General features: G+C 62.6%; 15 protein-coding genes and 1 riboswitch. Of the genes, 9 read left to right on the plus strand and 6 right to left on the minus strand.

Annotated elements, in window-relative coordinates:
* Positions 1–90: 90 nt before the first annotated feature.
* On the plus strand, positions 91–2016 hold the full coding sequence (ftsH, locus tag NKH29_RS04440; RefSeq protein WP_023677989.1) for an ATP-dependent zinc metalloprotease FtsH: 1926 nt from the start codon (positions 91–93) through the stop codon (positions 2014–2016).
* Positions 2017–2612: 596 nt separating this feature from the next.
* On the opposite strand, the gene NKH29_RS04445 is transcribed toward ftsH, so the two are convergent.
* A complete protein-coding gene (locus tag NKH29_RS04445; protein WP_502911213.1) occupies positions 2613–3278 on the minus strand; it encodes a hypothetical protein in 666 nt (221 codons plus the stop codon).
* Between the two features lie 874 nt (positions 3279–4152).
* Here NKH29_RS04445 and glmM point away from each other — a divergent pair.
* The 5 genes from glmM (at position 4153) to serA (ending at position 10711) form a co-directional block, all read left to right on the plus strand.
* Positions 4153–5505: a phosphoglucosamine mutase gene (gene glmM, locus NKH29_RS04450; protein ID WP_352494163.1), complete on the plus strand. Its 1353-nt coding sequence runs from the start codon at positions 4153–4155 to the stop codon at positions 5503–5505.
* 226 nt (positions 5506–5731) lie between these two features.
* The gene (locus NKH29_RS04455; protein ID WP_352861257.1) at positions 5732–6574 is read left to right on the plus strand and encodes an outer membrane protein; all 843 of its coding nucleotides are present in this window, start codon (positions 5732–5734) and stop codon (positions 6572–6574) included.
* A gap of 235 nt (positions 6575–6809) precedes the next feature.
* A complete protein-coding gene (locus NKH29_RS04460) occupies positions 6810–7559 on the plus strand; it encodes an outer membrane protein (protein ID WP_352999101.1) in 750 nt (249 codons plus the stop codon).
* Positions 7560–7747: 188 nt separating this feature from the next.
* Positions 7748–8923 (plus strand): phosphoserine transaminase, encoded by a 1176-nt coding sequence (locus NKH29_RS04465; protein WP_352861260.1) that lies wholly within the window; start codon positions 7748–7750, stop codon positions 8921–8923.
* A 189-nt stretch (positions 8924–9112) separates the two neighbouring features.
* Positions 9113–10711: a phosphoglycerate dehydrogenase gene (gene serA, locus NKH29_RS04470; RefSeq protein ID WP_352999103.1), complete on the plus strand. Its 1599-nt coding sequence runs from the start codon at positions 9113–9115 to the stop codon at positions 10709–10711.
* An 84-nt stretch (positions 10712–10795) separates the two neighbouring features.
* Here serA and NKH29_RS04475 read toward each other — a convergent pair whose 3' ends face one another.
* Positions 10796–11698 carry a DMT family transporter gene (locus NKH29_RS04475; RefSeq protein ID WP_352480908.1) on the minus strand — a complete coding sequence of 301 codons (903 nt, stop codon included), beginning with the start codon at positions 11696–11698 and terminating at the stop codon, positions 10796–10798.
* A gap of 216 nt (positions 11699–11914) precedes the next feature.
* Between NKH29_RS04475 and NKH29_RS04480 the strand changes: the two genes are divergently transcribed.
* Entirely contained in the window at positions 11915–13213 is a 1299-nt protein-coding gene (locus NKH29_RS04480; protein ID WP_023680654.1) for an adenylosuccinate synthase, read from the plus strand.
* Between the two features lie 75 nt (positions 13214–13288).
* On the plus strand, positions 13289–14995 hold the full coding sequence (locus NKH29_RS04485; RefSeq protein ID WP_352999105.1) for a hypothetical protein: 1707 nt from the start codon (positions 13289–13291) through the stop codon (positions 14993–14995).
* A gap of 31 nt (positions 14996–15026) precedes the next feature.
* On the opposite strand, the gene NKH29_RS04490 is transcribed toward NKH29_RS04485, so the two are convergent.
* From NKH29_RS04490 to NKH29_RS04505, 4 genes are read right to left on the minus strand one after another with little or no spacing between them, the layout of a single operon-like run.
* Positions 15027–15326: a CcdB family protein gene (locus NKH29_RS04490; RefSeq protein ID WP_352480906.1), complete on the minus strand. Its 300-nt coding sequence runs from the start codon at positions 15324–15326 to the stop codon at positions 15027–15029.
* The gene (locus NKH29_RS04495; RefSeq protein WP_352480905.1) at positions 15326–15568 is read right to left on the minus strand and encodes a type II toxin-antitoxin system CcdA family antitoxin; all 243 of its coding nucleotides are present in this window, start codon (positions 15566–15568) and stop codon (positions 15326–15328) included. Before NKH29_RS04495 ends, NKH29_RS04490 begins: the two co-directional genes overlap by 1 nt.
* A 57-nt stretch (positions 15569–15625) precedes the next feature.
* Positions 15626–17446 (minus strand): ABC-F family ATP-binding cassette domain-containing protein, encoded by a 1821-nt coding sequence (locus NKH29_RS04500; protein ID WP_352999106.1) that lies wholly within the window; start codon positions 17444–17446, stop codon positions 15626–15628.
* A gap of 1 nt (position 17447) precedes the next feature.
* Positions 17448–18092 (minus strand): thiamine diphosphokinase, encoded by a 645-nt coding sequence (locus tag NKH29_RS04505; RefSeq protein ID WP_023721026.1) that lies wholly within the window; start codon positions 18090–18092, stop codon positions 17448–17450.
* Positions 18093–18219: 127 nt separating this feature from the next.
* Positions 18220–18334, plus strand: a riboswitch (TPP riboswitch).
* Between the two features lie 43 nt (positions 18335–18377).
* Between NKH29_RS04505 and thiB the strand changes: the two genes are divergently transcribed.
* Positions 18378–19391 carry a thiamine ABC transporter substrate binding subunit gene (thiB, locus tag NKH29_RS04510; RefSeq protein WP_352640151.1) on the plus strand — a complete coding sequence of 338 codons (1014 nt, stop codon included), beginning with the start codon at positions 18378–18380 and terminating at the stop codon, positions 19389–19391.
* Positions 19392–19460: the final 69 nt, after the last annotated feature.

Here is a 19460-nt window from a genome sequence, read left to right on the forward strand (position 1 = left end):
TGCTTGGCAAGGGGAGACGCTCTCCCTATGTTAGGGCCAAGTTTCCTCTCACGACGTGCGTCCGCCCAGCGGGCGCCAACGGGACAATTGATGAATCCAAATTATCGCAACCTCGCGCTCTGGGCGATCATAGCGGTCCTGCTCATCGCTCTCTTCAATCTTTTCCAGACGCCGCAGACGCGTGGAGCCTCGAGCGATGTCCCCTATTCGCAGTTCCTACAGGAGGTCGCGGCGGGACGGATCAAGTCGGTGACCATCGCCGGCGCCCGTATCTCCGGCAACTACACGGACAGCTCCAACGGCTTCCAGACCTATTCGCCTGGGGACCCGTCGCTGGTTTCGCGGTTGCAGGACAAGAACGTCACCATTAATGCGCGTCCTGAATCCGACGGCTCCAATTCGCTGTTCGGCACCCTGATCTCCTGGCTGCCGATGATCCTCATCCTCGGCGTCTGGATATTCTTCATGCGCCAGATGCAGTCCGGTTCCGGCCGCGCCATGGGCTTCGGCAAGTCGAAGGCGAAGCTGTTGACCGAAGCGCATGGCCGCGTCACCTTCCAGGACGTCGCCGGCGTCGACGAAGCCAAGGAAGATCTGGAAGAGATCGTCGAGTTCCTGCGCGACCCGCAGAAATTCCAGCGGCTCGGCGGCAAGATCCCGCGCGGCGTGCTGCTCGTCGGTCCTCCCGGAACCGGCAAGACGCTGCTCGCCCGCTCGGTCGCCGGTGAAGCCAACGTGCCGTTCTTCACCATTTCCGGCTCGGACTTCGTCGAGATGTTCGTCGGCGTCGGCGCAAGCCGCGTCCGCGACATGTTCGACCAGGCCAAGAAGAACGCCCCTTGCATCATCTTCATCGACGAAATCGACGCCGTCGGCCGCCATCGCGGTGCCGGCCTCGGCGGCGGCAATGACGAGCGCGAGCAGACGCTGAACCAGCTGCTGGTCGAGATGGATGGCTTCGAATCCAACGAAAGCATCATCCTGATCGCCGCCACCAACCGGCCCGACGTGCTCGATCCGGCGCTGCTCAGGCCGGGCCGCTTCGATCGCCAGGTGGTGGTGCCGAATCCCGACATCGTCGGCCGCGAGAAGATCCTGAAGGTGCATGTGCGCAACGTGCCGCTGGCGCCCAATGTCGACCTCAAGGTGATCGCACGCGGCACGCCGGGCTTTTCCGGCGCCGACCTGATGAACCTGGTCAACGAGTCCGCCCTGATGGCGGCGCGGCGCAACAAACGCCTCGTCACCATGGCCGAATTCGAGGACGCCAAGGACAAGATCATGATGGGCGCCGAGCGCCGCTCGTCGGCGATGACGCAGGCTGAGAAGGAGCTGACAGCCTATCACGAGGCCGGCCACGCCATCCTGGCGCTCAATGTGCCGTCGGCCGATCCGCTGCACAAGGCGACCATCATCCCGCGCGGCCGGGCACTCGGCATGGTCATGCAGCTGCCGGAAGGCGACCGCTATTCGATGAGCTACAAATACATGATCTCGCGCCTCGCCATCATGATGGGCGGCCGTGTCGCCGAGGAGTTCAAGTTCGGCAAGGAGAACATCACCTCAGGCGCCTCTTCCGATATCGAGCAGGCGACCAAGCTGGCGCGCGCCATGGTGACGCGCTGGGGCTTCTCCGACAAGCTCGGCCATGTCGCCTATGGCGACAACCAGGAGGAGGTGTTCCTCGGCCATTCGGTGGCGCGCACGCAGAATATCTCGGAAGAGACGGCGCAGATCATCGACGCCGAAGTGCGCCGGCTGATCGACGAGGCCTATTCGACGGCAAGGTCCATCCTGACCAAGAAGAAGAAGGAATGGATCGCGCTGGCGCAAGGCCTGCTCGAATACGAGACGCTGTCCGGCGAGGAGATCAAGCAGCTGATCGCCGGCAATAAGCCCGCACGCGACCTCGGCGACGACACACCGCCGAGCCGCGGCTCGGCCGTGCCGAAGTCCGGCCGCCGCAAGAAGGGCCCCGAGCCCGAAGGCGGTATGGAACCCCAGCCGTCAAGCTAGGCTCCGGCCCAGGAGAGATCGACTTCGAAACGCCGCGGCTCTGACCGCGGCGTTTTTCTTTGGGGAATGCGACCCTTCCTGCATCGCTGGAAATTGGCGAAAGTGACGATGACGGCCAATCTCCCCCCTCGCGGGGGAGATGTCCGGCAGGACAGAGAGGGGCGCGAAGGAACGCGGCCTTCTATCGTCCTCGTTGACGACTTCGGGAAGATCGACAAGGCGCGCCGGTGAAGGAAATTCGCAGTTTTTTGCCGACGGCGCCACATTTTGTTCTTGCTTTGTGCCGGCAGCTATGCTACTAATTTGCGTATGGTGCCAATTGGCTCCAACGACCCGCCCGCCGAGGCGGGTTTTTTGTTTCAGGCTCCTTCGACCAAACGTGGCGCGTGCTGCCGACCATCGATGTCGGCGGGACAGCGCCCCTCTCTGTCCTGCCGGGTCCTGCCGGACATCTCCCCCACGAGGGGGGAGATCGCTAGAGCGGCGGCCGACTGCGCGCGGATGCCGCCTCTTCGGAACGCGCGGCAGCATGCAGCAACAAAAAAGCCCGCGAACCTTGCGGCTCGCGGGCTCATGTCGTCGGATGATGGCGCTGGTCAGCTCTTCAGCTTGGCGTTGCAGAGGCTGTAGAAGCCGCCGCCCTTCTGGATCCACCTGAGGCCGCCCAGCGTGTTGGCGTCCTTGTTGGCGTAGTACAGGTCGAGGCAGGTGTGCATGCGGCCCTTGGCCGGGGTCTCGGTAGCGTATTTCTTGGAGATCGCCGTCGGGAATTTCACGCCCTGGGGGGCGGTGATGGTCGGCGCTTGCGGATCGCCGGTGTACTTCGCATCGGGAGCCGGCAGGGTGTCGTCGTCGTCGGCTGCGCCGGCGCCGCATTGGCTCTTGCGGAAGTCGTTCCACTTCATGCCGTTCAAAGTATTGCCGGACTTGGCGGCCTGATATTTGGCGCTGCAATCAGCCATGCTGAGGCCTTTGCCGGTATCGGTCGCGGCAGCTGTCGTCACCTTGGCAGGTGCCGCGGCAGGTTGTGCCGCTGCAGTTGCGCCGGCGGCGCATTCACTCTTGCGGAAATCGTTCCATTTCATGCCGTTGAGCGTGCCGGCAGCCTTGGCGGCCTGGTATTTGGTGCTGCATTCCTTGGCCGTCAGGCCCGGCGCAGCGTCGTCGGCGGTGGCTGCCGCAGCCTTGGTCGTGGCGGCGGGTTGTGCGGCTGCCGTCGCGTCGGCGGCGCACTGGGTCTTGCGGAAATCGTTCCACTTCATGCCGTTCAGCGTGCCGGCGGCTTTTGCCGCCTGGTACTTGGTGCTGCACTCCTTCGCCGTCAGCCCAGGCGCCGCATCGTCGCCGGCGGCTGCCTTGGTGGTGTCGGCGGCCTTGGCCGTGGCTTTGGCTGGGGCGGGATCGGTCGTAGCGGCGGTGGCATCGGTGCCGCATTGGGCCTTGCGGAACTGGTTCCAGTTCTGCCCGCCAAGCGTTCCCGCATCCTTGGCCGCGTTATACTTGGTGCTGCACTCGGCCATGGTCAGCGCATTGGCAGGCGCCGCCAGGAATAAGGTCGCGACGGCAAGGCCCGTCAAAGTGGCAAGTCGATGGATGAGCATGCGTTTTCTCCCTATGGCGGTTCATGATATGTCCCAGTGCAGCAATAGCGCTCAACGGCTGGTTGCGCCAGATGCTAAGTAGCGTAGAGACAATTTAGAAGTGCATTCTTTTCTTTAAGGTGATGAATTCGTTGCCGGGACTGGTTCCCAGCCAAGTTCGTCCGGGTGCATTGCACGGAGCGCGCGCATATGGCTCGTTCCCAGCGAGTACACTGCGTCGCATGACAGCCAGTCAAATCGGCGGGTGCGACGGACCTGAGCCTATCTCTGTCTGAAGCAGCGCGATGCGGATTCGGGTTCAAGGCCACACTGTCACAAACCAAAGGATCCAGATGAGGTTTGAGGTTGACGTTTCTGATGCTGCTGCTGCAACAAGGGCTCGAAACGTGAAAATCAACACACTAGCGTGACGCAAAACACACAAGACAACAATTTTCTAAGGATTGATCGTCCATAATCATACAATGTGATGACAGAGCTCGGCCGATTTTATGGCATGAGATGCTCGGAAAGAACCATCGGGAAGCTGGCTAGCATGGCAGGACATTATTTCGGTACGGACGGTATTCGTGGGCGCGCCAACAAGTTTCCAATGACGGCGGAGGTCGCCATGAGGGTCGGCATGGCCGCCGGCCTCTCGTTCCAGCGCGGCAGCCACCGCCACCGCGTCGTGCTCGGCAAGGATACCAGGCTTTCCGGCTACATGATCGAGAACGCGATGGTGTCGGGCCTGTGCGCCGCCGGCATGGATGTCTTCCTGCTCGGCCCGATCCCGACGCCAGCGGTTGCAATGCTGGTGCGCTCGCTGCGCGCCGATATAGGGGTGATGATCTCCGCCTCGCACAACCCCTATTACGACAATGGCATCAAGCTGTTCGGCCCCGATGGCTACAAGCTGTCCGATGAGATCGAGGAGCGTATCGAGGGGATGCTCGACAAGGATATCGAACTGGCGCTTGCCGATTCTGATGGGCTCGGCCGCGCCAAACGCGTCGACGGCGTGCATGACCGCTATATCGAATTCGCCAAGCGCACGCTGCCGCGCTCGATGTCGCTGTCGGGCCTGCGCATCGTCGTCGATTGCGCCAATGGTGCCGCCTACAAGGTGGCGCCCGACGCGCTATGGGAACTCGGCGCCGAGGTCGTTGCCATCAATGTCGAGCCCAACGGCTTCAACATCAACAAGGAATGCGGCTCGACCCATCCGGCCGGCCTGCAAAAGAAGGTGCACGAGGTGCGCGCCGATATCGGCATAGCGCTCGACGGCGATGCCGACCGCGTCGTCATTGTCGACGAGAACGGCGCGATCGTCGATGGCGACCAGATCATGGCGCTTATCGCCGAATCCTGGCACCAGAGCGGGCGGCTGGCCGGCGGCGGGGTCGTCTCGACGGTGATGTCCAATCTCGGCCTCGAACGCTTCCTCGGCGACATGAACCTGCAGTTGCATCGCACCAAGGTCGGCGACCGCTATGTCGTCGAGCACATGCGTGCCCATGGGCTCAATGTCGGCGGCGAACAGTCGGGCCACATCGTGCTGTCCGATTTCTCGACCACCGGCGACGGCCTCGTCTCGGCGCTCCAGGTGCTCGCCTGCATCAAGCGGCAGAACCGGCCGGTCAGCGAATTGTCGAAGAAGTTCGAGCCGGTGCCGCAGCTGTTGAAGAACGTGCATATTTCCGGCGGCAAGCCGCTGGAGGAGGCGCCGGTCAAGGCAGCGATCGAAGATGCGCGCCATCGCCTCGGCAAGGCCGGGCGCTTGGTCATCCGGCCATCCGGCACGGAGCCGCTCATCCGTGTCATGGCGGAGGGCGACGACCCGCAGCTTGTCGAGTCCGTGGTCAACGACATCGTCGAGGTCATTTCGGAAACGCGCAGCGCCGCCTGATCTCCCTCCAATATCAGTTCAAAAAGCCCGCCTTGCCGGCGGGCTTTTTGTTGGATCGCCTGTCAGTCCTGCAACAGCAACGGCCGCCAGAATCCTCGGATTTTAGAGATTCGTGGTTAATCGATACGGTTAAACGCCTTTTAACCTTTCCGATTCATTATCCACAACTGAGGTCAATCATATTTCGGGCGCGTTCGCCGTTCGAGGGTTCTCAGGGGTGATAAGCATGTTCAACACAGCAAGAATGGCTCTCCTGGCCGCGCTGTTTGCCGGCGTCGGGCCGGCATTCGCCGCCGATTTCGTCGAGCCGCCGGTGGTCGAGGAGGCGCCGCCACCGATCGCCTACGAGCCGCCGGCCGAGTATGGCGGCTGGTATATCCGCGGCGATATCGACTATCACTGGTCGAAGTTTCGCGGTGGCGACTATATCACCTACGGTGTAGCGCCCCAGAATCCCGGCAAGTTCGATACAGGCAAGCTGGATGGCGCCTTCTCGGCTGGTGGCGGTGTTGGTTACCAGATCGACGAGCATTTCCGTACCGATCTCACCTTGGACTGGATGAGCAAATCCAAATTCCGCGGCTCGACCAACGGCTTCTGCGGCGTATTACAAACCCCTTGCACATCCGTCGACACCTCGTCCTATTCGGCGCTGCTGCTCTTGGCCAACGCCTATGTCGACATCGGCACCTGGCATGGCGTCACGCCTTATGTCGGCGCCGGCATCGGCGGCGCCTGGGTCAAATGGGATGATCTGCACAACGTCGACGATGACGGCGAGTTCGAGCATCATGGCGGTAAAGGCTGGCGTTTTGCATATGCTGCCATGGCGGGCGCATCCTACTGCCTGACCGACCGCGTCAAGCTCGATGTCGGCTACCGCTTCAGCCACATCAATGGCGGCAAGATGTTCGACTATGCTTCAGATAGCAATGTCGGCCCAGGCTATGACCGAGGCATCAACGTGCACGAAGTGCGCGGCGGCCTGCGCTACCAGTTCGGCAGGTCGGACTGTGCTCCGCCCCCGGAGCCCTATGTTCCGGAACCCGAGCCTGTCTACACGAAGTAGTCGCTTCGAAATCGAGGAATTCGTCGACCGCCCGGCTTAAGTCGGGCGGTTTTCGTTTGGCTGCCTAAAGATGCCGCGGCGCTCTGTAATACCGTCCAGCCCGAAGAGCGAAAGCCGCTCAAATCAACCGCTAACGCCTTGTTATCCTTAACCTGCACTTAACCACTATGGTTAACAATGCTTCCTGAAACGGCGCGTGCGATCGCGAATGCGCCAAGTTCGGGAGCCGGGGACCATGACATTCAAATCGCCTGTAGTGCTGGCGCTTGCAGCAATCGTCCTGATGCCGCTCACGCCGGCGCTTGGCGCCGACTACGATCCGCCGGTCTATGTCGACCAGGCGCCGGATTATGTGCCGGTCGAGGTTGGCTCGGGATGGTATCTGCGCGGCGATGTCTCCTATCTGGTGCAGAAGAGCTTCAAGGATGAGGATTTCGCCTTCACGCCCGCGAGGTTCGACGAAAAGGAAGATCCCATCTTCGCCAGCATTGGCTTCGGCTACCATTTCAATGACTATCTGCGCGCCGATCTCAATGTCGGCTATCTTCCCGGCAACAAGATCGACGTCGGCTATAACGACGGAACGACCGTGGCATCGGCGACCCTGAAGAACTATGCCTTCTCAGGCATACTCAATGGCTATGTCGACCTTGGCACCTATGTCGGAATCACACCTTATCTCGGCGCTGGTATCGGTGTCGTCCAGAGCAAGCGTCGCCTCTCGGCGAGCTACTTCACCGACAATGCCAACCCCGCCGACGATTTCGTCCTGCGTGACAACAAGACCCAATACTCCTTCGCCTACACGCTGAATGCCGGCCTTGCCTACCAAGTGTCCAAGAACGTCTCAGTCGATCTGGGCTATCAGTATTTTTCCGCGCCAGACGCCGAATATGTGACTGCCGAGAGCCTGACTTCTTTTCCGATCCGCAAAGGAATCAACAATCATCATGTCAAAGTCGGACTACGCTACGATCTCTGGTAGGCTCGATCGAAGCCGAGGCGTTAACAATGGCGGGTCGTAGGCCCGCCGTTTGCTTTTTCGCTCCGGGCGCTGGCAATATCCTGACAGCGACGAAAACTTTCCCCTTGACGCCGAAAGCCTGAACGCATATCGCCGTCCGTGGGCCACCCCTCCCCAACGAGGGGCCACTATCTGGAAGGATAGCCACGATGACGACGCAGACGAAGCCCGGACTCCGTCCGGCAAATCCCAATTTTTCCTCAGGTCCCTGTGCAAAACGTCCCGGCTGGTCGGTCGCGGCGCTCAAAAATGCCGCGCTCGGACGCTCGCATCGCGCCAAGATCGGCAAGACCAAGCTCGAACAAGCGATCGAGCTGACGCGGGAAAATCTGCAGGTTCCGGCAGACTATCGCATCGGCATCGTGCCGGCCTCGGACACCGGCGCGGTCGAAATGGCGCTGTGGTCGCTGCTCGGCGAACGCGGCGTCGACATGGTCGCCTGGGAGAGCTTCGGCTCCGGCTGGGTCACCGATGTGGTCAAACAGCTGAGGTTAGCCGATGTGCGCAGGTTAGAGGCCGACTACGGCGCGCTGCCCGACCTGACGAAAATCGACTTCGACCGCGACGTGGTCTTCACCTGGAACGGCACGACGTCGGGCGTGCGCGTGCCGAACGGCGATTTCATCCCGGCCACCCGCAAGGGCCTGACCATTTGCGACGCTACTTCGGCGGCCTTTGCGCAAAAGCTCGATTTCCGGAAACTCGACGTCGTTACCTTCTCCTGGCAGAAGGTGCTGGGCGGTGAGGGCGCGCATGGCATGTTGATCCTCAGCCCGCGCGCCGTCGAACGGCTGGAAACTTACAAGCCGGCCTGGCCACTGCCGAAGATCTTCCGCCTCACTTCCGGCGGTAAGCTGATCGAGGGCATCTTCAAGGGCGAGACTATCAACACGCCGTCGATGCTGTGCGTCGAGGACTATCTCGACGCGCTGCATTGGGCGAAGTCGATCGGCGGCCTCGATGGGCTGATCGCCCGTGCCGACGCCAATGCCGCCGTGCTCGATGGCTTTGTCAGGAAATCTTCCTGGCTCGGCCATCTTGCAGCCGACCCGGCGACGCGCTCGAACACTTCGGTCTGCCTTTCCTTCACCGATCCGGATGTCGCTGCACTCGACGCCGACGGACAGGCTGCGTTCGCCAAGGCAATTGTCTCGGCGCTCGACAAGGAAGGCGTCGCCTATGACATCGGCGCCTATCGCGATGCCCCGCCCGGCCTGCGCATCTGGTGCGGCGCGACGGTCGAGGCCTCCGACCTCGAGGCGCTGCTGCCTTGGCTGGACTGGGCCTTTGCGGCGCAAAAGGCGTCGCTGAAGGCAGCCGCCTGATCCCTCTCCCTCGAGGGGAGGGTGGCCCGAAGGGCCGGGTGGGGGTCGCCTCCACCCGCTCAAGGACACGAGCTCAACGATCCACCATCCAGAAAGATTCGGCCGCATCCGGCCGCACCGACCCCACCCCGGCGCTTCGCGCCGACCCTCCCCTCAAGGAGGGACGCCAATCGCAAAGGACCAAGCCAAATGCCTCGCGTTCTCGTCTCGGATAAACTTTCCACCACCGCCGTGCAGATCTTCAGGGATCGCGGCATCGACGTCGACTATTTGCCGGATCTCGGCAAGGATAAGGAAAAACTGCTCGAGGTGATCGACCAGTATGATGGGCTGGCCATCCGCTCGGCGACAAAGGTCACGGAGAAGCTGATCAACGCCGCGACCAGGCTGAAGGTCGTGGGCCGCGCCGGCATCGGCGTCGACAATGTCGACATCCCGGCGGCGAGCCGCAAGGGCATCATCGTGATGAACACGCCCTTCGGCAATTCGATCACCACTGCCGAGCATGCGATCGCCATGATCTTCGCGCTGGCCCGCCAGATACCGGAGGCCAACGCCTCGACCCATGCCGGCAAATGGGAAAAGAACCGCTTCATGGGTGTCGAGATCACCGGCAAGACGCTGGGCATCATCGGCTGCGGCAATATTGGCTCGATCGTCGCTACGCGCGGCGTCGGCCTGAAGATGCATGTCATCGCCTTCGATCCGTTCCTGTCGGACAGCCGCGCCGAGGAGCTCGGCGTCGAAAAGGTCGAGCTCGACGAGCTGTTCGCCCGCGCCGACTTCATCACGCTGCACACACCGCTCACCGACAAGACGCGCAACATCATCGATGCCGCGGCGATCGCCAAAATGAAGACCGGTGTGCGCATCATCAATTGCGCGCGTGGCGGGCTGGTCGTCGAGGCCAACCTGATCGCGGCACTGAAAAGCGGCAAGGTGGCAGGCGCCGGCATCGACGTGTTCGAGGTCGAACCGGCGGAGTATAATGAACTGTTCGGCATGGAGAATGTCGTGGCGACGCCGCATCTCGGCGCGTCGACCACCGAAGCGCAGGAGAATGTCGCCCTTCATGTCGCCGAGCAGATGTCCGACTATCTGATCAAGGGCGCCGTTTCCAACGCCATCAACATGCCGTCGATCACCGCCGAAGAGGCGCCGCGGCTGAAACCTTTCGTCAAGCTTGCCGAAGTGCTCGGCGCCTTTGTCGGCCAGGTCACCGAGGATCCAATCAAGGAGGTCGAGATACTGTTCGACGGCTCGACCGCGACGATGAACACGCGCGCGCTGATCAGCGCCACCCTTGCCGGGCTGATCCGGCCGCAGGTCTCCGACGTCAACATGGTGTCGGCGCCGATCATGGTGAAGGAGCGCGGCATCATCGTCGCCGAGGTCAAGCGCGACAAATCCGGCGTGTTCGACGGCTATATCAAGCTCACGGTCAAGACCGAGCATAGGACACGCTCGATCGCCGGCACCTGCTTCTCGGATGGCAAACCGCGCTTCATCCAGATCAAGGGCATCAATCTCGACGCCGAGGTCGGCCAGCACATGCTCTACACGACGAATGCCGATGCGCCTGGGATCATCGGCCTGCTCGGCACGGTCTGCGGCGAGAACGGCGTCAACATCGCCAATTTCCAGCTCGGCCGCAACCGGCCGGGCGGCGATGCCATCGCATTGCTCTATCTCGATGCGCCGTTCCCGGAAAAGGTGTTGGCGCAGGTGCGCTCGCACAAGTCGATCGACTCCGCCAAGCGGCTGCACTTCGACGTCGGCGTGGCCTGAAATTCGGTCACCCCGTGTGCAGCAGCACGCGGGGCGCTTCCACGGTCGTTGATGGACCGCAGTCAAACGTCGCGGCAAGCGACTTCATTCAGCGGCGGATATCGCCGTCTTCCGTCCGCTGTATTCGGCGAGGCTGATGCCGCTGAGCACCAGCGCGAGTGCCAGCGCCTGATAGAGCTGGAATGTCTCGCCGACGATCAGCACCGACAGCAGCGTACCGAAGATCGGCACCAGATTGATGAACAGGCCGGCCCTGTTGGCGCCGATCAGTTCGTTGCCCCTGATATAGAAGATCTGCGAAATGACCGAGGCACCGATGGCGGTATAGAACGCGACCGCCCAGCCGCGGGCATCGGGGACGATGACCTTGCCGGCGGCAATCTCCCACAGGAAGAAAGGCAGCGATGTGATGAGTGCGGCAACCGACAGCGCCAGCATCAGGCTCTGCCAGCGGATGGCCGGCTTCAGCCGCAACCCGACCGAATAGAAGGAGTAGCAAAGCACGGCGATCAGCATGATGGCGTCGCCGAAGTTGAGATCCAGCCTGAGAAGCTGGCGTGGATCGCCATGGCTCGCCGTCACCGCGACGCCGGCGATGGTCAGCACGACGCCGATGATCTGCACGCCGTTGACGCGCAGGCGAAAGAACACGAAATTGGCGATGATGATGACGATCGGGATCGCCGCCTGCTCGATCGAGACGTTGATTGCCGTGGTGTAGTTAAGCGCCGTGTAGAAGATCGTGTTGAAGAAGGCGAAGCCGCAAGCGCCGAGCCCGCCAAGCAGCAACCAGTGCCTGCGCACCACCGACCAGTCTTGGCGCAGCGTTGCCCAGCCGATCGGCAGCAAGATCAGAACCGCCAGCAGCCAACGCAGGAAGACAAGTGTCATCGGCGAGATATGACCGACCGCCAGCTTCCCCGCCACGGAGTTGCCGCCCCACAGCAAGGTGGTGAACAGCAGGAACAGATAGGCGGCTCGATGCATCGTGAAGTCCCGGCCAGGCGGAGAGAAATGCGCGGTCGATGCGGGCCTATTGCGGCAGCTCGCGCAAGTAAATGATGTCAAAGGCGAAAATTGTTGTGCCTCGGAGCGTTTTGGGCGGCAAAGAATGGTCGCGCTCGCCCGGTCTTGACGCTATAGAGGCCTGTCGTTTCGAACCGTTTCAAGCTGCCTGGCGCGGCATCTCAAGGGAAAAGAAGCATGGCCAATGTGGTGGTCGTCGGCTCGCAATGGGGCGATGAGGGCAAAGGCAAGATCGTCGACTGGTTGTCCGAGCGCGCCGACGTTGTCGTGCGCTTCCAGGGCGGCCACAATGCCGGCCATACGCTGGTCGTCGATGGCAAGGTCTACAAGCTGTCGCTGCTGCCGTCCGGCGTGGTGCGGCAAGGCAAGCTGTCGATCATCGGCAATGGCGTCGTCTTCGATCCGCACGCTTTCGTCGCGGAGGTGGCGAAATTGAAGGCGCAGGGCGTCGAGGTGACGCCGGACCGCCTGAAAATAGCCGAAAACACCGCGCTTATCCTGTCGCTGCACCGGGAGCTGGACGGATTTCGCGAGGACGCCGCTTCCAATTCCGGAACGAAGATTGGCACGACCCGTCGCGGCATCGGTCCGGCCTACGAAGACAAGGTGGGCCGACGCGCGGTCAGGGTGATGGATTTGGCGGATTTGGAAACGCTGCCCTTGAAGGTCGACAGGCTGCTGACGCACCACAATGCGCTGCGCCGTGGGCTCGGCCATGCCGAGGTCACGCATGAGGCGATCATGAGCGAGCTGATCTCGGTCGCCGACGAGATTCTGCCCTATATGGACCGGGTCTGGAAAATCCTCGATGACAAGCGCCGCGCCGGCGAGCGCATCCTGTTCGAAGGCGCGCAAGGCACGCTGCTCGACATCGACCATGGCACCTATCCGTTCGTTACCTCCTCCAATACGGTTGCCGGCCAGGCCGCCGCTGGATCCGGCGTCGGCCCGGGCGCCATCGGCTATGTGCTCGGCATCACCAAGGCCTACACGACGCGCGTTGGCGAAGGCCCGTTTCCGACCGAACAGAAGAACGAGATCGGCGAGTTCCTGGGCACGCGCGGCCATGAATTCGGCGTCGTTACCGGCCGCAAGCGCCGCTGCGGCTGGTTCGATGCCGTGCTGGTCCGCCAGGCTGTCGCCGTCAACGGCATCAAGGGCATTGCGCTGACCAAGCTCGATGTGCTCGATGGGCTGGACGAGATCAAGGTCTGCACCGGCTACCGCCTCGACGGCGAGGCGATCGATTACCTGCCGGCCAGCCAGGGCGCGCAGGCGCGCGTCGAACCGGTCTACGAGACGCTGGAGGGGTGGAAAGGCACCACCGCCGGCGCGCGCAGCTGGAACGACCTGCCGGCCCAGGCGGTGAAGTACGTCCGCTACATCGAGGAGCTGATCGGCGCGCCGGTCGCACTCCTTTCCACCAGCCCTGAACGGGACGACACGATACTTGTGACCGATCCGTTTCAAGACTAGTTTCTCAGCCTTTCCGGGCATTGCGGCTGATTTGCGGGGGGCCGGCCCAGAAACAAAATGCAGGTCGACTGAAGCATGGTAGATTTTGTTTCTGTTCTGAAAAAGACGCTCGACAATCTCGGCGAGCCGTCTGCGGAGGTGCGCGCCAGGGTCTACGACAAGGCTCGTTCGACGATTGCGAAGAAGATTGCCGAACGCGATCCACCACTTGCGCCGTCGGACGTCTCCAGGCAGAAGCGTGCACTCGAAGATGCCATCGCAAGCATTGAGCGAGAGTATGGCAAACCGGCGCCGGCATCCGATCCGCTGGCGGAGCTGGAGGACATCTTCTCCTCCATCGACCGCAACAAGAACCAGCCCAGCCATGTCCGCCAGCCGGCCAAAACCGAGCCGGCCAAGACCGAGCCGGCAAAGACCGGGCCGGCACAGACTGGGCCGGCATGGCAGCCCACGCCCGCCAAGCCGGCGCCGAACTGGCAAAAGCCGCAGCCCGTCGCTCTTTCTCAGGAGCGCGCTGGTCCGCCGCCGTCCGATATGGATCTTCCGACGGCCGATGACCAAGACGGGGTTTTTCGGGGCGATGACTTTTCCAACGACGGCGACCCCGCGGAGGATAGGTTCCAGCGGCTCCATCCTGCCGAGCGCAGGCGCAGCTATGGCGGTGTGATTGCCGCTGCCGTCGCCTTGCTGGTCATTGCCGGTGGCGGTTACGGCATGTGGCTGAACAAGGATGCGTTCGGCAGCATGCTCGGCCTCGACGGGACCAAAACCGTCGCCACCGAACCGCTGGTAAAGCCAGCCCCGGCCAAGCCGGTGGCCGATGCGGCCGTCCCGGCCGCCGCGCCTCCGACGGAGGCCGGCGAAGGCGCGAAGTTCACGCAGCGCCTGACGCCCGAAGGCCACGAGGTCGATCCCGGCCCCGCGGCCGGGCAGGCGGGCATCGGCGAAGGCGAATCCGTCGCCGCGCTGACCACGCCGCCGTCGGCCGCACAAACGCCGACCAGCCCGGTACCCGCCGCGCCGGCACCGGCCGCGCCCGCAGACGCGCAAGCCACGGCCAATGCTCCAGCAGTCGACGGGTCCGCTGCACCAACTCCCGCAACGCCGCCCGCCAACGGGGCGGCAGCGCCGGCCGATGCTGCAGCTGTCCCGCCAGCGCCTGCAGCGGCCGCCACACCGCCCGTGGCGGCAGCGGCACCGACGGTAGTTCCGCCGGAAGCCGCGCTGGCCGTCGGCCAGAAAGCGATCTTCTACGAGGAGCGCACCAGCACCGCTCAAGGCTCGGCCGAGCCCGGCAATATCGTCTGGTCACTGGTGCAGGAATCGCCCGGCGGCGACCTGCCGCCCGAGCCGGCGATCCGCGCCGAGGCGACCATTCCAGGCAAGGATATCCAGTTGCGCATGACGATCCGTCGCAACACCGACCAGACACTGCCGGCCAGCCATATCATCGAGATGATCTTCCTGACGCCTGACGGCTTCGAGGGCGGCGGCGTCGACAACATCCTGCGTGTCGCCATGAAGGGCTCCGAGCAGGATGCCGGCAGCCCGCTGATCGGCATCCCGGCCAAGATCGCCGACGGTTTCTTCCTGGTTGCGCTCAACGATACCAAGGCAGATGAAGACGCCAATCTGACCTTGCTCAGGGGCCAGGACTGGATCGACGTGCCGGTCGTCTACAAGACCGGGCGGCGGGCGCTGCTCACGATGGAAAAGGGCATTCCGGGCGAGAAGGTGTTCGACGAGGCGCTGAAGGCCTGGCAAACCAAGACGGCGGGTTGAGGCCGGCTCACCAGCCCAACCCCTCTTTGGCTCAGAAGCCTTGGAACAACATGTCGATTGCGCTCACGATGTCGTCGTGATGGCGAGAAAGATTTCCTTCGGCAATGGGCAATTCAGATGTCATCAAGGCTGACATGAATTGAGTGACCATGACATGGTCCTTACCGTTGATGGTGAAGATAGGATTTAGCCGGCGGCCCGGCACTGGAGCCTTATTGGCTGGCATCAGCGGGACGACTACCTTGGTGTCGAGCCGTCCCAGAAGGTCGGACTGGAGATCGAGAAGATAACCGTCGCCTTCGGCAGTCTGGTAGAAATCATAACGCGCCATCAAAACAGCCGGTGCTTGGCCAGAGGCAAGCCGTTGCGCCTGACATAGTCATTGGAACTCTCGATCGCTTCCTTGTTTTCCTCCTGCCATCGCCGGGTTTTTTCGGCCGAAATCGCCTTGGCGATACCCTCTTCTGCAGCGCGGGATATATTGATGCCCAACGCCTTGGCGTCCTCGATCAATCCGGAGTCGATCGATGTATTAACCGACTTTCTTTGGGTTTTTGGATTCGATCGAGGCATGGAGCCGCTCCCATTTATGCGCATAATGTAGGCGCATATGAGCGTGCATTCAACCTCTCACCCCTCCATCTCTTCGCGCAGCATCTCGAGTTCCAGCCATTCCTCTTCGAGCGCTTCCAGCGTGGCGCGCTCCTTGTCGAGCGCGGCAATCGTCTTCTGGAACGACGCCGGGTCGCGCTCATAATAGGCCGGATCGGCGATGTTGTTCTCCAGCCGCGAGATCGAGGCCGACACCGCCTCGATCTTCTTGGGTAAGGTTTCCAGCGCGAATTTCTGCTTGAACGACAGTTTCTTGGCCAGGCCCCTGCTAGCGGCCGCTTCGCTCCTGCTTGCCGCCGTCGCCTCGCCGGTCTCTGCCTTCGGCCGCGCCTTGCGGTCGTCCAGCCTGGTGCCGCCGCGCTGCGCCAGCATATCGGAATAGCCGCCGGCATATTCGATCCAGCGGCCGTCGCCATCCGGCGCGATGATGCTGGTCACCGTGCGGTCGAGGAAATCGCGATCGTGGCTGACCAGGATCACCGTGCCGGCAAAGCCGGCGACCAGTTCCTGCAGCAGCTCCAGCGTCTCCATGTCGAGATCGTTGGTCGGCTCGTCGAGCACAAGCAGGTTTGCCGGCCGCGCCAAAACGCGGGCGAGGATCAGCCGTGCCCGCTCGCCGCCCGAAAGCTCGCGCACCGGCGTGCGCGCCTGTTCCGGCTTGAACAGGAAGTCCTTCATGTAGGACACGACGTGGCGCTGCTCGCCATTGATGACAAGGTTCTCGCCGCGTCCGTCGGTGAGATACTGCGCCAGTGTCTCCTGCGGATCGACGGCCTCGCGCTTCTGGTCGAGCGTGGCGATCTCCAGGTTGGTGCCGAGCCGCACCGTGCCTGCGTCCGGCTTCAATTCGCCGGTCAGCATCTTCAATAGCGTCGTCTTGCCGGCGCCGTTCGGCCCGACCAGACCGACGCGATCGCCGCGCTGGATGCGTGTCGAGAATCCCTTGACCAGGGTCAGATCGCCAAAGCTCTTCTCGATGTTCTTGGCCTCAATCACCAGCTTGCCGGATTCGGCGGCGTCGCTGGCTGTCATCGTCGCCGCACCCTCGTCGCCACGATGACCGCGAAAGCGCTGGCGCATGGTCTGCAACTCACCGAGCCGGCGCATGTTGCGCTTGCGCCTTGCCGTCACGCCATAGCGCAGCCAGTGCTCCTCGCGCACGATCTGGCGGCCGAGCTTGTGCTGCTCGCGCTCTTCCTCCTCCAACACCGTGTCGCGCCATTCCTCGAAATAGGCAAAGCCCTTATCGAGACGGCGGGTCTGGCCGCGGTCGAGCCAAATTGTGGCGCGTGACACGCGTTCGAGAAAACGGCGGTCATGCGAGATGACGACCAGGGCCGAGGAGGTGCGGGCAAGCTCCTCCTCCAGCCATTCGATAACCGAAAGGTCAAGATGATTGGTCGGTTCATCGAGGAGAAGAATGTCGGGCTCGGGCGCCATGACGCGGGCGAGTGCCGCGCGCCGCGCCTCGCCCCCGGAGAGGTCGTTCGGCCGTTCCTCGCCGGTCAGGCCGAGATGCTCTATCAGATAGGTGGCGCGGTAGGGATCATCGGCGGGCCCGAGCCCCGCCTCGACATAGGCGCGAACGGTCGCAAAACCGTCCATGTCGGGCATTTGCGGCAAATAGCGCACCGTCGCCGAAGGCTGGCGGAAGACTTCGCCGTCCTGCGGTTCGATCAGCCCGGCAGCGATCTTGAGGAGCGTCGACTTGCCAGAGCCGTTGCGCCCGACCAGGGCGATCTTGTCGCCAGCTGACGCCGTCAGGGCGGCACCGTCGAGCAGCGGCGCGCCGCCAAAGGTCAGCTTTATCCCGTCGAGATTGAGAAGCGGCGGCGCCATGTCAGCTTTCAGGTAGGGGAAAAGGATGCGCGAGCAGCAGCGCGCGGCCGCTGGCCAGCGCGATTTCCAGCCGGCCCTTGACCTCGTTGGAAATGGTCAGCGACGAGCCGAAGGCAACCTCGACATGGGCGAGCGGCCATTTGGCGCCGGTGACTGTCAGGCCGGCGAGATCCGAAAAGCCGAGCACCGAAAACAGCGTACCGTCGACATAATCGAAGCCAGTCTTTCCAGGCAGCAAAGGAATGCCTTCCTGTGCGCCGCTGGTCAAAAGCACTTCCGTTCCGCCTTCCGCCAGCCGGACGCTGAGCGCCAAATGCAGGAAGATGTGGTCGGTGCGTTTGCCGCCGAAGGCGCCTGCGAGCACAAGGCTGGTCGCACCGCGTTCGAGCGCGGCGGCGATAGCGAGTTCACCGTCGGTCTTGTCCTTTTCGGCGGGAAACACCTGCCGTGGCACGGCGGCCAGATCCTCCGGCAAATCGGCAGGCACGGAATCGAAATCGCCGACCCAGAGTTCCGGCATCAGGCCCAGCATAAGGGCATGGCCGATACCGGCATCGGCAGCGATGACGCGGGAGCCTTCGACCTGGCGGTCGAGCAGCGGCGTGCGGATGAGATCGCCGCCAAGCAGGATGGTGAATGTGCTCATATCTCGTGGCCCTTACCAGCCCTGCCCCGGAAACGGAAGATGAAACGGCAGATGAAACAGGACGCCGCGCTTTGGATGCCCGGCAAACTTCCGCTTGCGCAGCACTTCGGCCGGGCCTATGTGTCGAAACGCTCTAACGGGGTGCCGGACGCGATCTTCGCGGACCGGCTGAGAGGCAAGACTGCCAACCCGCTGAACCTGATCCGGTTTGTACCGGCGGAGGGATTAGACGTTTCGGACAGCCCGACGCCTCAATTCCTTTCAACGCGAACGAAGGAGGCGCCGATGCGCAGTTTTTTCCACTCTCTTGCCTCGATTATCCTGCTTGCGGCATCCGTGCTTGCCCTACCGGGGCAGGCATCGGCACAGGATAAGCTGACCGTCTATACCTATGAAAGCTTCACCGCCGATTGGGGTCCGGGACCGGCGGTGAAGAAGGCCTTCGAGGCCGAGTGCACCTGCGTCGTCGAATTCGTCTCGGTCGCCGACGGCGTGGCACTGCTCAACCGTGTGAAGCTGGAAGGGGCCGCGACCAAGGCCGATATCGTGCTTGGCCTCGATACCAATTTGACGGCGGACGCCAAGGCAACCGGCCTGTTTTCGCCGCATGGCGCCGTGACGGACGTCAGTGTGCCGGGTGGCTGGAGCGACGATATCTTCGTGCCGTTCGACTATGGCTATTTCGCTATCGTCTACGATAGCGAAAAACTGAAGAGCCCGCCGAAGAGCCTCAGGGAATTGGTCGAGGGCGATGCCGGCGACAAGATCGTCATCCAGGATCCGCGCACCTCGACGCCGGGCCTTGGCCTGCTGTTGTGGGTCAAGTCGGTCTATGGCGACAAGGCTCCGGAAGCCTGGGCCAAACTCAAGGCAAAGGTGCTGACGGTGACGCCGGGCTGGAGCGAGGCCTACGGCCTGTTCACCAAGGGTGAGGCGCCGATGGTGCTGTCCTATACCACTTCGCCAGCCTACCACATGGTTGCCGAAAACACCTCGCGCTACCAGGCGGCGTCCTTCGAGGAAGGCGAATATCTGCAGATCGAGGTCGCTGGGATCACCACCAAGGGCGCGAAGAACCCGCTGGCGGAAAAGTTCATCGCCTTCATGACCGGGCCGAAATTCCAGGATCTCATTCCCGAAACCAACTGGATGTTCCCGGCCGGCAAGACCGACAAGCCGCTCAATCCGGCGTTCGACAAGCTCGTCAAACCGACCAAAACCTTGCTGTTCAGCTCGGAAGAGGTCGCCGCAAATCGCAAGGCCTGGGTCGACGAGTGGCTGGCGGTGATGAGCAAGTAGCTCGGATTGAAAGATGATCGCCCTACGGCGCCCCCCTCTGTCCTGCCGGACATCTCCCCTACAAGGAGG

This window comes from Mesorhizobium sp. M1295 (genome assembly GCF_040318135.1).
In the GTDB taxonomy this organism is placed as follows: Bacteria; Pseudomonadota; Alphaproteobacteria; order Rhizobiales; family Rhizobiaceae; genus Mesorhizobium.

What these genes read in the sequence shown, in the direction of transcription:
- NKH29_RS04495 (WP_352480905.1), bottom strand. Translation starts at nt 15,568, where the DNA reads ATGCCTCGATCGAATCCAAAAACCCAAAGAAAGTCGGTTAATACATCG.
- ftsH (WP_023677989.1), top strand. Translation starts at nt 91, where the DNA reads ATGAATCCAAATTATCGCAACCTCGCGCTCTGGGCGATCATAGCGGTC.
- NKH29_RS04455 (WP_352861257.1), top strand. Translation starts at nt 5,732, where the DNA reads ATGTTCAACACAGCAAGAATGGCTCTCCTGGCCGCGCTGTTTGCCGGC.
- NKH29_RS04445 (WP_502911213.1), bottom strand. Translation starts at nt 3,278, where the DNA reads ATGAAGTGGAACGATTTCCGCAAGACCCAGTGCGCCGCCGACGCGACG.
- serA (WP_352999103.1), top strand. Translation starts at nt 9,113, where the DNA reads ATGCCTCGCGTTCTCGTCTCGGATAAACTTTCCACCACCGCCGTGCAG.
- NKH29_RS04490 (WP_352480906.1), bottom strand. Translation starts at nt 15,326, where the DNA reads ATGGCGCGTTATGATTTCTACCAGACTGCCGAAGGCGACGGTTATCTT.
- NKH29_RS04480 (WP_023680654.1), top strand. Translation starts at nt 11,915, where the DNA reads ATGGCCAATGTGGTGGTCGTCGGCTCGCAATGGGGCGATGAGGGCAAA.
- glmM (WP_352494163.1), top strand. Translation starts at nt 4,153, where the DNA reads ATGGCAGGACATTATTTCGGTACGGACGGTATTCGTGGGCGCGCCAAC.
- thiB (WP_352640151.1), top strand. Translation starts at nt 18,378, where the DNA reads ATGCGCAGTTTTTTCCACTCTCTTGCCTCGATTATCCTGCTTGCGGCA.
- NKH29_RS04500 (WP_352999106.1), bottom strand. Translation starts at nt 17,446, where the DNA reads ATGGCGCCGCCGCTTCTCAATCTCGACGGGATAAAGCTGACCTTTGGC.
- NKH29_RS04460 (WP_352999101.1), top strand. Translation starts at nt 6,810, where the DNA reads ATGACATTCAAATCGCCTGTAGTGCTGGCGCTTGCAGCAATCGTCCTG.
- NKH29_RS04485 (WP_352999105.1), top strand. Translation starts at nt 13,289, where the DNA reads ATGGTAGATTTTGTTTCTGTTCTGAAAAAGACGCTCGACAATCTCGGC.
- NKH29_RS04465 (WP_352861260.1), top strand. Translation starts at nt 7,748, where the DNA reads ATGACGACGCAGACGAAGCCCGGACTCCGTCCGGCAAATCCCAATTTT.
- NKH29_RS04475 (WP_352480908.1), bottom strand. Translation starts at nt 11,698, where the DNA reads ATGCATCGAGCCGCCTATCTGTTCCTGCTGTTCACCACCTTGCTGTGG.
- NKH29_RS04505 (WP_023721026.1), bottom strand. Translation starts at nt 18,092, where the DNA reads ATGAGCACATTCACCATCCTGCTTGGCGGCGATCTCATCCGCACGCCG.